The sequence below is a fragment of the Pseudomonas sp. CYM-20-01 genome, from assembly GCF_023169845.1.
Taxonomy (GTDB): domain Bacteria; phylum Pseudomonadota; class Gammaproteobacteria; order Pseudomonadales; family Pseudomonadaceae; genus Aquipseudomonas; species Aquipseudomonas azotoformans.
In genome coordinates this window covers 4,223,705-4,238,429 of record NZ_AP025169.1, presented here as the reverse complement: position 1 = coordinate 4,238,429, position 14,725 = coordinate 4,223,705, and the positions used below count along the sequence as shown (strand labels likewise).

Annotated in this window: 12 protein-coding genes; all 12 read right to left on the bottom strand. The window is 60.3% G+C overall.

The genetic code is table 11. The features are described 5' to 3' along the window. Positions 1–2 precede the first annotated feature (2 nt). The 12 genes from nuoC to M2497_RS18915 all read right to left on the bottom strand — a co-directional run bounded on the left by nuoC (position 3) and on the right by M2497_RS18915 (position 14,283). Positions 3–1,787 carry an NADH-quinone oxidoreductase subunit C/D gene (nuoC, locus tag M2497_RS18970; protein ID WP_029293360.1) on the bottom strand — a complete coding sequence of 595 codons (1,785 nt, stop codon included), beginning with the start codon at positions 1,785–1,787 and terminating at the stop codon, positions 3–5. Between the two features lie 72 nt (positions 1,788–1,859). Further along, a complete protein-coding gene (locus M2497_RS18965; RefSeq protein WP_003174719.1) occupies positions 1,860–2,534 on the bottom strand; it encodes an NADH-quinone oxidoreductase subunit B in 675 nt (224 codons plus the stop codon). 10 nt (positions 2,535–2,544) lie between these two features. Further along, positions 2,545–2,958: an NADH-quinone oxidoreductase subunit A gene (locus tag M2497_RS18960; protein WP_003219575.1), complete on the bottom strand. Its 414-nt coding sequence runs from the start codon at positions 2,956–2,958 to the stop codon at positions 2,545–2,547. Between the two features lie 661 nt (positions 2,959–3,619). After that, the gene (gene aceA, locus M2497_RS18955; RefSeq protein ID WP_005789113.1) at positions 3,620–4,945 is read right to left on the bottom strand and encodes an isocitrate lyase; all 1,326 of its coding nucleotides are present in this window, start codon (positions 4,943–4,945) and stop codon (positions 3,620–3,622) included. Positions 4,946–5,435: 490 nt separating this feature from the next. Further along, on the bottom strand, positions 5,436–6,173 hold the full coding sequence (locus M2497_RS18950) for a secretin N-terminal domain-containing protein (protein ID WP_248482314.1): 738 nt from the start codon (positions 6,171–6,173) through the stop codon (positions 5,436–5,438). Positions 6,174–6,419: 246 nt separating this feature from the next. Then, entirely contained in the window at positions 6,420–6,842 is a 423-nt protein-coding gene (locus tag M2497_RS18945) for a GNAT family N-acetyltransferase (RefSeq protein ID WP_248482312.1), read from the bottom strand. Continuing rightward, positions 6,835–8,001 carry a cupin domain-containing protein gene (locus M2497_RS18940; RefSeq protein WP_093123834.1) on the bottom strand — a complete coding sequence of 389 codons (1,167 nt, stop codon included), beginning with the start codon at positions 7,999–8,001 and terminating at the stop codon, positions 6,835–6,837. Before M2497_RS18940 ends, M2497_RS18945 begins: the two co-directional genes overlap by 8 nt. A gap of 84 nt (positions 8,002–8,085) precedes the next feature. Then, positions 8,086–9,456: an adenylosuccinate lyase gene (purB, locus tag M2497_RS18935; RefSeq protein ID WP_248482310.1), complete on the bottom strand. Its 1,371-nt coding sequence runs from the start codon at positions 9,454–9,456 to the stop codon at positions 8,086–8,088. A gap of 125 nt (positions 9,457–9,581) precedes the next feature. After that, on the bottom strand, positions 9,582–10,205 hold the full coding sequence (gene hflD / locus M2497_RS18930) for a high frequency lysogenization protein HflD (RefSeq protein WP_058425015.1): 624 nt from the start codon (positions 10,203–10,205) through the stop codon (positions 9,582–9,584). Continuing rightward, positions 10,202–11,326, bottom strand: a complete 1,125-nt coding sequence (mnmA, locus tag M2497_RS18925) for a tRNA 2-thiouridine(34) synthase MnmA (RefSeq protein WP_248482309.1) — start codon at positions 11,324–11,326, stop codon at positions 10,202–10,204. The genes hflD and mnmA overlap by 4 nt, the downstream gene beginning before the upstream one ends. 59 nt (positions 11,327–11,385) lie before the next feature. Continuing rightward, entirely contained in the window at positions 11,386–11,832 is a 447-nt protein-coding gene (locus M2497_RS18920; protein WP_248482308.1) for an NUDIX hydrolase, read from the bottom strand. 225 nt (positions 11,833–12,057) lie between these two features. After that, positions 12,058–14,283 (bottom strand): NADP-dependent isocitrate dehydrogenase, encoded by a 2,226-nt coding sequence (locus tag M2497_RS18915; RefSeq protein WP_248482307.1) that lies wholly within the window; start codon positions 14,281–14,283, stop codon positions 12,058–12,060. Positions 14,284–14,725 lie beyond the last annotated feature (442 nt).

Below are 14,725 nucleotides of genomic sequence, written 5' to 3'. Positions count from 1 at the left end.
GCTTAGCGGTCCACGTCGGCCATAACGAAATCGATACTACCCAGGTACGCAATCAAGTCCGCGACCATCTCGCCTTTGATCACCGAAGGGATCTGCTGCAAGTGGGCAAAGCTTGGGGTACGAATCCGGGTGCGGTAGCTCATGGTGCCGCCATCGCTCGTCAGGTAATAACTGTTGATACCCTTGGTCGCTTCGATCATCTGGAAGGACTCGTTGGCCGGCATTACCGGACCCCACGAAACCTGCAGGAAGTGCGTGATCAGGGTTTCGATGTGCTGCAGCGTGCGCTCTTTCGGCGGCGGCGTGGTCAGCGGGTGATCCGCCTTGTACGGGCCGGCCGGCATGTTGCGCATGCATTGCTCGATGATCTTCAGGCTCTGGCGCATTTCTTCGACGCGCACGATGCAGCGGTCGTAGGCATCGCCATTGGCCGCCAGCGGCACTTCGAACTCGAAGTTCTCGTAGCCGGAGTACGGGCGCGCTTTACGCAGGTCGAAATCGCAGCCGGTGGAACGCAGGCCGGCACCGGTGACGCCCCATTCCAGGGCTTCCTTGGTGTTGTACTGCGCGACGCCGATGGTACGACCCTTGAGGATGCTGTTATCCAGCGCCGCCTTTTGGTACTCGTCCAGACGCTTGGGCATCCAGTCGATGAATTCCTTGACCAGGCGTTCCCAGCCATTCGGCAGGTCGTGGGCCACGCCGCCGATGCGGTACCAGGCCGGGTGCAGGCGGAAACCGGTGATGGCTTCGATGACCTTGTAGGCACGCTGACGGTCGGTGAAGGTAAAGAACACCGGGGTCATGGCGCCGACGTCCTGGATATAGGTACCCAGGAACAGCAGGTGGCTGGTGATCCGGAAGAACTCGGCCATCATGATGCGGATGGTGTCGACGCGATCCGGCACCTTGATACCGGCCAGCTTCTCGACCGAGAGCACGTACGGCAGGTTGTTCATCACGCCGCCGAGGTAGTCGATACGGTCGGTGTACGGGATGAAGCTGTGCCACGACTGGCGCTCGGCCATCTTCTCGGCGCCCCGGTGGTGGTAGCCGATGTCCGGCACGCAGTCGACGATTTCTTCGCCGTCCAGTTGCAGGATGATACGGAAGGCACCGTGGGCCGAAGGGTGGTTCGGGCCCAGGTTGAGGAACATGTAGTCCTCGTTGGTGCCGGAGCGCTTCATGCCCCAGTCTTCCGGACGGAAGCGCGCAGCCTCTTCTTCAAGCTGCTGCTTGGCGAGGTTGAGGCTGAACGGGTCGAATTCGGTAGCGCGCGCCGGGAAGTCCTTGCGCAGCGGGTGACCTTCCCAGGTCGGCGGCATCATGATGCGCGTCAGGTGCGGGTGGCCCGGGAAGTCGATGCCGAACATGTCCCAGACTTCGCGCTCGTACCAGCTGGCGTTCGGCCAGATACCGGTGACGGTCGGGATGCTCAAGTCGCTTTCGTTTAGTGCGACCTTGATCATCACGTCGCTGTTACGTTCCAGCGACATCAGGTGGTAGAACACGGTGAAATCGGCGCCGCTCGGCAGCCCCTGGCGCTTGGTGCGCAGACGCTCGTCCACGCCATGCAGGTCATAGAGCATGACGTACGGCTTGGGCAGGTTGCGCAGGAAGGTCAGGACTTCGACGAGCTTGGCACGCGCCACCCACAGCACCGGCATACCGGTGCGCGTGGCCTGGGCGGTAAAGGCGTCAGGGCCAAAACGGTTATTGAGTTCGACGACCACATCCTGGTCGTCTGCCTTATAAGGCGGGATGTACAGAGCACTGCCTGTAGTCATGGTTTTTTATCGCTTTCGGTCAACGTAAAGAATGAAGCCAGGTGTTCGTTCTATAAAAGAAGCGGTGCTGGATCAGACTTCGTCGGGGCTGCGCAGGTTTGTGACTGCGATTCGCTGTTCGCGGCGCTGTTCCTTTTGCGACGGCATCTCGGCGCGGTACACGCCTTGATCACCGACGACCCAGGAAAGCGGACGACGCTCCTTGCCGATCGATTCCTGCAACAGCATCAAGCCTTGCAGGAACGCTTCAGGGCGAGGCGGGCAGCCAGGCACGTAGACGTCCACGGGCAGGAACTTGTCCACCCCTTGAACGACGGAATAGATGTCGTACATGCCACCGGAGTTGGCGCACGAACCCATGGAGATAACCCACTTCGGCTCGAGCATTTGCTCGTAGAGACGCTGGATGATCGGCGCCATCTTGATGAAGCAGGTACCGGCGATAACCATGAAATCCGCCTGGCGCGGCGAGGCCCGGATAACTTCGGCGCCAAAGCGCGCGATGTCGTGGGGCGCCGTGAAGGCGGTGGTCATTTCCACGTAGCAGCACGAAAGACCGAAGTTGTACGGCCACAGGGAGTTTTTACGCCCCCAGTTGACCGCGCCACTCAGCACGTCTTCCAGCTTGCCCATGTAGATGTTTTTGTGGACTTGGTCTTCTAACGGGTCGGAAACGGTTTCCCGTTCGCCGATGGGGTACTGCTCGTTAGGAGCATCCGGGTCGATCCTGGTGAGATTGTATTGCATCGCCAAAGCCTCATTGTTTCAGCTTCGCTTGCCGCTTACGACGAGCTTCCGGAGCCCAGTCAAGGGCGCCCACTCGGAATAGGTAGACAAGGCCTGCCAACAGAATTGCTATGAAAACGAGGGCTTCGACGAATCCGGTCCAGCCGCTTTCGCGGACGGACACAGACCAGGCAAAGAGAAAGAGGGCTTCGATATCGAAGATCACGAACAGCATCGCGACCAGATAGAATTTGGCTGAGAGCCGCAAGCGGGCGCCACCTGTAGGCAGCATGCCGGACTCGAACGGTTCATTTTTGCTGCGGCCCCAGGCTTTTGACCCGAGGAGGCTGGAAACACCGAGCATGAAGGCGCAGAGGCCGACAACACCGAGGAGGAAAATGGCAAAGCCCCAGTTGTGGGCCATGAGTCCTGTCGCTTCGGTCATGCTGGAAATCCTTAACAGAGAGCAAAGGTCTCTGAGCTCGAAAAAGTAACGATGCAGTGACGATATGTCGCACTGCAATCAATCGCGGTGATTTTATGGCTAAACACCGGGCAAGTAAAATTCCTATGGCGAAATTATTCGATGGAATAAGCACATAGTGCACCTTCTTGGGGCTGCAGCCCTTATGTGGCGGGCATTAGCGGGCATTTAATCAAATGTGTTTTGTTTAACCGGTAACGAAGTTTTCATGCGCTAAATGATAATGAATATTGTTTGCGCGGATTTTAAGCGGGTGTGTGTGGTGGGGCGAGGGAAGTTGCTGTTACTTGGTTGAATACCGCTTAGTTGCCGACGGGGATCTTTTAACCGATTTTATTCGTGCCAATACCGCTCTGGATCAATGTTTTGCACAAAATCCAGAGCCGCGTCGGCATTTCCAGTGTGGGAGGGGGCTTGCCCCCGATGACGGGATGTCAGTTGATACGTCTGTGATTGACCCGCCGCCATCGGGGGCAAGCCCCCTCCCACAGGTTGATCTTCATTTTGACAGGGAGGTTTTTCACGGGGCAAAAAAAACGCCCCGAACAGGTCGGGGCGTGATCTTTGTGCGGCACTGCGGTTAGGTCTTCCTTGGGGCCGCAGTGGCCGTGTACTCAGTCGATCAGTGGAATTGCTCTTCTTCGGTCGAGCCGGTCAGCGCGGTCACGGACGAGGTGCCGCCCTGGATCACGGTGGTCATGTCGTCGAAGTAGCCGGTGCCCACTTCCTGCTGGTGAGCCACGAAGGTGTAACCCTTGGCGGCGTCAGCGAACTCCTGCTCCTGCAGCTTCACGTAGGCGGTCATGTCGTTGCGGGCGTAGTCGTGCGCCAGATTGAACATGCTGTGCCACATGTTGTGGATGCCGGCCAGGGTGATGAACTGGTGCTTGTAGCCCATGGCGGACAGTTCGCGCTGGAACTTGGCGATGGTCGCGTCGTCCAGGTTCTTCTTCCAGTTGAAGGACGGCGAGCAGTTGTAGGACAGCAGTTGGTCCGGGTATTCCTTCTTGATCGCCTCGGCGAAACGACGGGCTTCGTCCAGGTCCGGCTTGGCGGTTTCACACCAGATCAGGTCGGCGTACGGCGCGTAGGCCAGGCCGCGGGCGATGGCCTGGTCGAGACCGGCACGTACCTTGTAGAAGCCTTCCTGGGTGCGCTCGCCAGTCACGAAGGGCTGGTCATACGGGTCGCAGTCCGAAGTCAGCAAGTCAGCCGCGTTGGCATCGGTACGCGCCAGGATGATGGTTGGCGTGCCGGCAACGTCAGCGGCCAGGCGGGCAGCGGTCAGCTTCTGTACAGCTTCCTGGGTTGGAACCAGGACCTTGCCGCCCATGTGGCCGCATTTCTTCACGGAAGCCAGTTGGTCTTCGAAGTGCACGCCGGCAGCGCCTGCCTCGATCATGCTCTTCATCAGCTCGTAGGCGTTGAGTACGCCGCCGAAACCGGCTTCGGCGTCGGCCACGATCGGCGCGAAGTAGTCGATGTAGCCTTCATCGCCCGGGTTCTTGCCGGCTTTCCACTGGATCTGGTCGGCGCGACGGAACGAGTTGTTGATGCGCTTGACCACGGTCGGCACCGAGTCCACCGGGTACAGCGATTGGTCGGGGTACATGGATTCGGCGGAGTTGTTGTCCGCCGCCACTTGCCAGCCGGACAGGTAGATCGCCTGGATACCGGCTTTCACCTGCTGGACTGCCTGGCCGCCAGTGAGGGCGCCCATGCAGTTGACGAAATCTTTGTCGGGACGGAAGGAAGGCTTGGCCCCTTGGGTAACCAGCTTCCACAGCTTCTCGGCGCCGAGTTTTGCAAAGGTGTGCTCAGGTTGAACCGAGCCACGCAGGCGGACGACGTCAGCAGCGGAATAAGCGCGGGTCACGCCTTTCCAGCGTGGGTTTTCAGCCCAGTCTTTCTCGAGGGCTGCAATTTGCTGTTCGCGTGTCAGTGCCATGGAAGTAAACCTCGTCGCGTCTTCGTGTGGTGGAAAAATCCATTTGCCAGCCCTGCATTCAAGTGCGTGGGCAGGGCTGCTCGCTGACCAGAAGCTTAGGCGGTCATGTCGGGTCTGGCGGGGAATGCGACGGGATGAACGAGTGGCGAGAGGGTCGGGCAGGTACAGGCGGGCCGAGAACAGTCTTCGGGCGTCGTGGGCCCTCGGGTGTTCAACAGCGTGTAGCCGGGTTACCTGGTTAGCTTCCGTCCCTCGGGACAACTTCGTTCCAGTCGCAACCTCGTCAAACACGCCTTGTGGGCGGTACAGACACGAATCGGCTCAGGTGGGTAGCTTGGAGCGCGATCCGAAGGCCCTTGCCAGGGCCCCTGATTAGCGGGAGCGAGGCCATCATGCCCAGGCTTTTTTGGATCGTCAAATGTTTTGTAGTGCTTTTTTTCAAGCACTACATCTTTAGTCTAATACGACTCATCAGTCAGTTTTTGGTGCTTCAGTTCAGGGTGTCGACCTTGACCCGCACCGTCAGGTCATCACGGCCCTGAGTAGAGTAGCTGCGGGTTGTAGAGGATTTATCAGCCTGGGTCTCGCGATTGATGCCGGACAGGGTGATCCACTCGCCTAGGCGCCCACTGATGGTTGTGTCGGTACTCTGTACGTTCACTACATCGGGACGCTCCTGGCTCATGCGGTCACGATTGGTGCTGATCGCCAGGTGCACGGTCTCGCCGGTGACGCTCGCGGTCACATAGAAGCCCTGGGTCACGTTGCGATACTGGGTCTGATTTTGCAGGCGGCCGTAGCTATCTTGCTGGGTGGTGGTCAGCGGTACGCTCTGGCCGACCTGGATCAGCGCAGGCACGCCTTCGCTGGCCTGGATCTGCTGCGTACCGCCGTCGCGGCTGGTGGTGCCGTAGCTGATGATGCGCGTCTGGCTGTCACCGGTGTTCTGCTGGTTGTTTTCGTTGGTGTCGACGGTGATCAGCAGGCGTTTGGCCGGAGTGTCCAGCTGAGACAGCAAGGCGCGCAGGTCCTGGATCTTGCCGGGGTCGGCCTTCACGATCAGCTGGTTGCCATAAGCGCTGACGGTGCCGTCCTTGCCGATGAAGTTCTGCGCCACGGGCAGCAGGTCTGCGCTGGTACGGTTGCTCAGGTTGACCACTTCGGTGTCGGCCATGGCCGTGACGCTGGTGGCTAACAGGAGGGCGGTGAGCAGGGTGCGTAGGGACATGTCCGTTATCTCTGCGAGTCATTTAGGCTTGATAGTGCCAGTTTGTCGGCCTGGCCGGGTGCAAGTTGAATCCTAGACGGCAAAATGCCCTGGCATGGCAGGGCATTGTTGGTGTTGCTGAAATGGCTATCGGGGGCAAGCCCCCTCCCACACTTGACCGCATTCCAAAGGACTTACTCGGTCAAAATGTGGGAGGGGCGGTGCGACGATTCGACTTGCCCCCGATGGCAGCGACGCGGTCTCGAATCAGCCCTCGCGCACCATATCCACATGCGGAATCCCGACTTCCAGGAATTCGTCGCTGACGATCTTGAAGCCCAGTCGCTCATAGAACGGCGCGGCATACACCTGCGCACTCAGGAACTGCTTGGTCTGGCCGCGTTGCTCGGCCACGCCAATCACCGCTTCCATCAGCTTGTCGCCGACTTTAAGCCCGCGCCAATCCTTGAGTACCGACACGCGCCCGATCTCGCCGCTGGGCAGCAGGCGAGCGGTGCCGATCGGAAAATTACCTTCGAATGCAAGGAAATGCACTGCGCCGGCGTCGTCCGCGTCCCACTCCAGCTCCGGTGGAACCGATTGTTCAGCGATAAACACCGCTTCACGAATGCGCCGAATCTCGGCGATATCCTTTTGCCAGTCCGCGACACTTACGTGAATCCTATTCATCGGCAAATCCCAGGCTTCCTTGCTTGACCAATTCGCACAGCAGATCGCGGCCGTCTTCGTCCGCCAGCCATTCGCCCAGGTTCTCGCTGTGCAGCGCATCGGCCGAGCACACCAGCTTGAGCAGCTCACGCAGTTTGCCTGGCAGGTAACGGCTCTGGCCACTGGCGAACAGCAATACATCGTCGTCCACTTCGGACCAGGCCAGGCGCGCGCTCGGGTTGCGTACCAGGATGGCGCCATCTTGCAGGCTGCTGATGAAGTCGTCTTCGCCCAACTCTTCGCCGGCTACCAGTTCTGGGTAGCGCGGTTCGGTCATGAACTGGCCGAACCAGGTCAGCAGCATGCGCTCGTCGCTCATGTGCTCGGCCAGCAGGCTCTTGAGGCGGTCCAGCGCGTCGCTCTGGATCTGGTGCGGGTCGCTGACCGGCTGGGCGTCAGCGTCGGTGTAGCGCTCTTCGTCGGTCAGGTACTGGCTGAGGAAGTCGGTGAAGTGGGTCAGCACTTCGGCCGCGCTCGGTGCACGGAAGCCCACGGAATAGGTCATGCAGTCGTCTTCGGCAATGCCGAAATGCGCCAGGCGTGGTGGCAGGTAGAGCATGTCGCCCGGTTCCAGGACCCACTCGGCGCTTTCTTCGAATTCGGCGAGGATGCGCAGGTCGGCGTGCTGCAGCAGCGGGCTTTCGGAGCTGCACATCTGGCCGATCTTCCAGTTGCGCTTGCCCTGGGCTTGCAGCAGGAACACGTCGTAGTTGTCGAAGTGCGGGCCAACGCTGCCGCCCGGTGCGGCGAAGCTGATCATCACATCGTCGATGCGCCAGCTCGGCAGGAAGCGGAACTGCTCCAGCAGCTCGGCCACTTCCGGTACGAACTGGTCGACGGCTTGCACCAGCAAGGTCCACTCGCGCTCGGGCAGGGTGCTGAAGGCGTCTTCGGCGAACGGGCCGCGGCGCAGTTCCCAGGGGCGCTCGCCGTGCTCGATCACCAGGCGCGACTCGACTTCTTCTTCCAGCGCCAGGCCGGCCAGTTCGTCGGCGTCGATCGGGCTTTCGAAATCAGGAATGGCCTGGCGGATCAGCAGCGGTTTTTTCTGCCAGTAGTCGCGCAGGAATTCCCGTGCCGTGATGCCGCCCAGAAGTTGAAGAGGGATATCAGGATTCATGTGTAACCTATTGAAAAAAAGCACTTTTCAGACTGGAATAAAAACGCCCGGCGCGGCCGGGCGTCTCAAAGGGTCTTGCGATGATCAGATGCGCTTGGCTTGCTCTACAGCGTTACCGATGTAGTTGGCCGGGGTGAGCAGTTTCAGCTCGGCCTTGGCGGCGGCTGGCATGTCCAGGCCGTCGATGAAAGTCTGCAGCGCTTCAGGGCTGATGCCCTTGCCGCGCGTCAACTCTTTGAGCTTCTCGTATGGGTTTTCGATGTTGTAGCGGCGCATCACGGTCTGGATTGGCTCGGCCAGGACTTCCCAGCACGCGTCCAGGTCAGCGGCGATCTTCTGCTCGTTAAGCTCCAGCTTGCTGATGCCTTTGAGGCTGGCCTCGTACGCGATCACGCTGTGAGCGAAGCCTACGCCGAGGTTGCGCAGTACGGTGGAGTCGGTCAGGTCGCGCTGCCAGCGGGAGATCGGCAACTTGCTGGCCAGGTGCTGGAACAGGGCGTTAGCGATGCCGAGGTTGCCTTCGGAGTTTTCGAAGTCGATCGGGTTGACCTTGTGCGGCATGGTCGACGAACCGATTTCACCGGCAATGGTGCGCTGCTTGAAATAGCCCAGGGAGATGTAGCCCCAGATATCGCGATCGAAGTCGATCAGGATGGTGTTGAAGCGCGCAATGGCGTCGAACAACTCGGCGATATAGTCGTGCGGTTCGATCTGCGTGGTGTACGGGTTGAAGCCCAGGCCCAGCTCATCTTCGATGAAGGCACGGGCGTTGGCTTCCCAATCGATCTCAGGGTAGGCCGACAGGTGGGCGTTGTAGTTGCCCACGGCGCCGTTGATCTTGCCCAGCAGCGGTACGGCGGCGACTTGAGCGATCTGGCGCTCCAGGCGGTACACCACGTTGGCGAGTTCTTTGCCCAGGGTGGTCGGCGACGCCGGCTGGCCGTGGGTGCGCGACAGCATCGGCACGTTGGCGAAGCGGATCGCCAGTTCGCGGATGGCGTTGGCGGTCTGGCGCATCAGCGGCAGCATCACGTCATCACGGCCTTCGCGCAGCATCAGGGCGTGGGACAGGTTGTTGATGTCCTCGCTGGTGCAGGCAAAGTGGATGAATTCGCTGACCTGGGCCAGTTCCGGCAGCTTGGCCGCTTGCTCTTTGAGCAGGTATTCGATGGCTTTGACGTCGTGGTTGGTGGTGCGCTCGATCTCTTTCACACGCTCGGCGTGCTCCAGGGAGAAGTTTTCCGCCAGGGTGTTGAGCACAGCGTTGGCTTCGGCGGAAAACGCCGGCACTTCGCTGATGGCGGGGTGAGCGGCCAGGCGCTGGAGCCAGCGCACTTCAACCAGTACACGAGCACGGATCAGGCCGTATTCGCTGAAAATAGGGCGCAGGGCCTGGGTTTTGCCGGCGTAGCGGCCGTCTACAGGGGAAACCGCAGTGAGCGAAGAGAGCTGCATGGGGTGTTCTCGGACAGTCGGGCAACGAAATGGGGCGCGTATCATACATGAAAAAATCCGCCGGTCCGTTGCCAACTGACCGGCGTATTACGCGTAACGGCTTGAAAATGGCCTGCTGCTGCGACTTATTCGTTGCGCATCAACGGGTAAAGCTCTTTGAGCAATTTGCGACGGCTGATCACCAGCTGCCAACGATGGCCGCCCAACTGGCGCCACAACCGCGCCGAACGAATACCGGCCAGCAGCAGGGCGCGGATTTTCGAGGCGTTGTTCGGTTGTTGCAGGTTGCGCATGTCGCCGTGCACCTGGATGCGCTGGCGCAAGGTGCTCAAGGTGTCCTGGTACAACGCGCCACAGGCGGCGATTACGTTCTCGTGGGCCGGCCCGAAGTGTTCCACCTGAGACTGGATCTGCGGCAGGCGTTTGCCGATGACCTCCAGCATGTCCTCGCGCTTGGCCAGTTGGCGCTCCAGGCCGAGCATCGACAGGGCATAGCGCAGCGGCTCGCGCTGCAGGGTGCTGGGGTCGCGCTCCAGGGCGCCGATCAGTGCGCGGTAACCTTCACGCAGCGCCAGGTCGTCGCCACCGTAGACTTCCAGAGTGTCCTTGGGGTCGCGGATCAGCAGGCTGCCGAGCATGCAGGTCAGGCCGGCTTCGGTGACCTGGCCGGTCTTGGCGATCTTGTCCACCAATACCGCGGCGAGGAACACCCCGCCCAGTGCCGTCAATTGCTCCTGGGTCGGGCTCATGCCTTGTGGCTCCAGGCTTCGGCGATTTCAATCACGCCGCCGCCCAGGCAGATTTCGCCATCGTAGAACACCACGGACTGGCCTGGGGTGACCGCGCGTTGCGGGTCATCAAAGGTGGCACGGTAGCCGGTGGCGGTTTTTTCCAGGGTGCACGGCTGGTCGCTCTGGCGATAGCGCACCTTGGCGGTGAGGCGGCGTGGCGTGCTCAGGTCGATCGGGTTGACCCAGTAGATCTCGGAGGCGAGCAGGGCGCCGGAGAACAGCAGTGGGTGTTCGTTGCCCTGGCCGACGATCAGCACGTTGTTTTCCAAGTCCTTGACCAGCACGTACCACGGCTCTTCACCGGCGTCTTTCAAGCCGCCGATGCCCAGGCCCTGGCGCTGGCCGATGGTGTGGTACATCAGGCCATGGTGGCGGCCGATGACTTCGCCTTCGGTGGTATGGATCTCACCCGGTTGCGCCGGCAGGTATTGCTTGAGGAAGTCGCTGAAGCGGCGCTCGCCGATAAAGCAGATGCCGGTGGAATCCTTCTTCTTGGCGGTAGCCAGGCCGTGTTTCTCGGCGATTCTGCGCACTTCGGGTTTTTCCAGCTCGCCTACCGGGAACAGGGTCTTGGCGATCTGTTCGCCGCCGACGGCATGCAGGAAGTAGCTCTGGTCCTTGTTCGGGTCCAGGCCCTTGAGCAGTTCGGTGCGGCCATCGATGTCGCGGCGGCGCACGTAGTGGCCAGTGGCAATCAGGTCGGCACCGAGCATCATGGCGTAGTCGAGGAACGCCTTGAACTTGATCTCTCGGTTGCACAGGATGTCCGGGTTCGGCGTGCGGCCGGCCTTGTATTCGGCCAGGAAGTGCTCGAACACGTTGTCCCAGTACTCGGCGGCGAAGTTGGCGGTGTGCAGCTTGATGCCAATCTTGTCGCACACGGCCTGGGCATCCGCCAGGTCGTCCATGGCGGTGCAGTATTCCGTTCCATCGTCTTCTTCCCAGTTCTTCATGAACAGGCCTTCCACCTCATAACCCTGCTCCATGAGCAGAACGGCGGAAACGGAAGAATCCACGCCGCCGGACATGCCGACGATGACGCGCTTCTTTTGTGTGTCAGAAGGGGCTGGATCACGCATAGGGTTTCAACGGGTGTCTTGAAAAAGGACGCGATTCTATCAGGCTCGGGCCTTCAAGGCTAAAGAGAAGGGCGGATCAATTCGAGACTGTGGCAGTGGCCGGCCAGATAATCATCGATACAGCGGATGATCAGCTCGCTGCGCCAGTCGTCGCGCACGCTCATCAGCTCGTCACGGCTCAGCCAGCGGGCGCGGAGGATGCCTTCGTCGAGTTGATAGTCCGGGTGGTGTTTCAGGGCCTTGGCGATGAAGCAGACCCGTTGGTAGGTCACGCCGTTGCTGGGGGCGGTGTACAGGTAGATGCCGACGATGCCGATGGCTTCGACGTCCCAGCCGGTTTCTTCGAGGGTCTCGCGTACGGCGGCCTCGGTCAGGGTCTCGTCTGGGTCGAGGTGGCCGGCAGGCTGGTTGAGCACGGCGCGGCCGCCCTTGAGCTCTTCGACCATCAGGAACTTGCCGTTGTCTTCGACGATGGTGGCGACGGTGATGTGGGGTTGCCAGGTCATGGTTGCCTCTGGATTTAAGATGCGGTGCAGTCCTGAAACAGGATAATAGTCAGTGTGGGAGGGGGCTTGCCCCGATGAGGGAGTGTCAGTTGAACTATCTGTGCCTGACCTACTGCTATCGGGGGGCAAGCCCCCTCCCACAGTTTGATTGGGTTTTTTCAGCAAGAAAGCACATTAAACAGAAACCCCGGCACGGGGCCGGGGCTTCTTTACATCCTTACAACCTTACTTCAACTTGGCAATCGCCGCATTGAGGGTGTTGCTTGGGCGCATGGCCTTGCTGGTCAGTTCCGGGTTCGGCGCGTAGTAGCCGCCGATGTCCACTGGCTTGCCCTGGACGGCGTTGAGCTCGGCAACGATGGTTGCCTCGTTCGCGGTCAGGGTCTTGGCCAGTTCGCCGAACTGCGCTTGCAGTGCAGTGTCTTCGGTCTGGGCGGCCAGGGCTTGAGCCCAGTACAGCGCCAGGTAGAAGTGGCTGCCGCGGTTGTCGATGTTGCCGACTTTGCGCGATGGCGACTTGTTGTTGTCGAGGAACTGGCCGGTGGCCTGGTCCAGGGTCTTGGACAGGACCAGGGCTTTCGGGTTGTTGTACGTCACACCCAAATGCTCAAGGGAGGCGGCCAGGGCCAGGAACTCGCCCAGGGAATCCCAGCGCAGGAAGTTCTCTTCAACCAGTTGCTGCACGTGTTTCGGTGCCGAACCGCCGGCGCCGGTTTCGAACAGGCCACCGCCGTTCATCAGCGGCACGATCGACAGCATCTTGGCGCTGGTGCCCAGTTCCATGATAGGGAACAGGTCGGTCAGGTAGTCGCGCAGTACGTTGCCGGTCACCGAGATGGTGTCCAGGCCCTTGCGGGTGCGCTCCAGGGTGAACTTCATCGCGTCGACCGGCGACATGATGCGGATGTCCAGGCCTTCGGTGTTGTGGTCTTTCAGGTAAGCCTGAACCTTCTCGACCACGACGCCGTCGTGTGCGCGCTGTGGGTCCAGCCAGAAGATGGCCGGGGTGTTGCTGGCGCGGGCACGGTTGACGGCCAGTTTGACCCAGTCCTGGATCGGCGCGTCTTTGGTCTGGCACATGCGGAAGATGTCGCCGGCTTCGACGTTCTGTTCCATCAGCAGGTTGCCCTTGCTGTCGGTGACGCGGACTACGCCGTCAGCCTTGATCTGGAAGGTCTTGTCGTGGGAGCCGTACTCTTCGGCTTTCTTCGCCATCAGGCCAACGTTCGGCACGCTGCCCATGGTGGTTGGGTCGAAGGCGCCATTGGCTTTGCAGTCTTCGATGACAGCCTGGTAGATGGTGGCGTAGCAGCGATCCGGGATCACCGCCTTGGTGTCGTGCAGCTGACCATCGGTGCCCCACATCTTGCCGGAGTCACGGATCATGGCTGGCATCGAGGCGTCGACGATCACGTCGCTCGGCACGTGCAGGTTGGTGATGCCTTTGTCGGAGTTGACCATCGCCAGGGCAGGGCGAGCGGCGTAGACCGCTGCGATGTCGGCTTCGATCTGTGCTTGCTGCTCGGCCGGCAGGGCCTTGATGCGCGCGTACAGGTCGCCGATACCGTTGTTCAGGTTGAAGCCGATCTGTTCCAGCACGGTGGCGTGCTTGGCCAGGGCGTCTTTATAGAACTCGGCAACGATCTGGCCGAACATGATCGGGTCGGAGACCTTCATCATGGTGGCTTTCAGGTGAACCGACAGCAGCACGCCTTGTTTCTTGGCGTCTTCGATCTCAGCGGCGATGAATGCGCGCAGGGCCTTCTTGCTCAGCACGGCGGTGTCGATGATTTCGCCTGCCTGTACCGAGGTCTTTTCCTTCAGGACGGTGGCGGTGCCGTCCTGGGCGATCAGCTCGATTTTGACAGCATCAGCGCCTTCGATCTGTACGGCTTTTTCGCTGCCGTAGAAGTCGCCGTTGCTCATGTGGGCGATGTGCGACTTGGAGTCGGCAGCCCAGGCGCCCATTTTGTGCGGGTGCTTGCGTGCGTAGTTCTTGACCGACAGCGGTGCGCGGCGGTCGGAGTTGCCTTCGCGCAGTACCGGGTTCACGGCGCTGCCCTTGACCTTGTCGTAACGTGCACGGGTTTCTTTTTCCGCGTCGGTGGTTACGGTTTCCGGGTAGTCCGGCAGGGCGTAGCCCTGGGCCTGCAGTTCCTTGATCGCGGCTTGCAGCTGCGGAGTCGAGGCGCTGATGTTAGGCAGCTTGATGATGTTGGCTTCAGGCGTAACGGCCAGGTCGCCCAGTTCGGCGAGGTGGTCCGGGATAGCCTTGGCGCCCAGTTGCTCGGGGAAGCTTGCGAGGATGCGCGCGGCGAGGGAGATGTCGCGGGTTTCCACGGCAATATCAGCGGAAGCGGTGAAGGCCTCTACGATAGGCAGCAGTGAATAGGTGGCGAGGGCCGGGGCTTCGTCGGTGAAGGTGTAGATGATCTTCGAGCGGGTGGGCATATTCGGATTAACTCTCTTCTTTGCTGAAAGCGTGCGCAGAAACTCGAGATGCGCCGGGTGGAGCGCGTTCGTTCAAAGTCATCCATGAGCGAAATGTCGAGGTTTCTTCGCGGTGATGTTGGGTTGCATCAGTCGAGCGTCAAGCGGGTGGACTATTGTAATAGTCCTGCTTTGTAGCGGAAGGCTGTGTTCTAGAGCGGTCCGCCGTCGTGACTCTTTGGTCAGCGGCGGCATTATACATAGGTCGCTATGCTTACGCCGAGCCTTCATACAAAAGGTGTGTCGTCCATTGGTCTAAAGGTCGCAGGTGCGCGATTGCGACCAAAGTCGCACGATGTGCTCAAGATTGGCGATTTTGCCTTTTCTTTCAGGCTTGTAGGCGACAAATTATGCTGTTTTCGAAGCAAATGAGCATGGCGCGAGGTTTCAGTCGCCATTTATC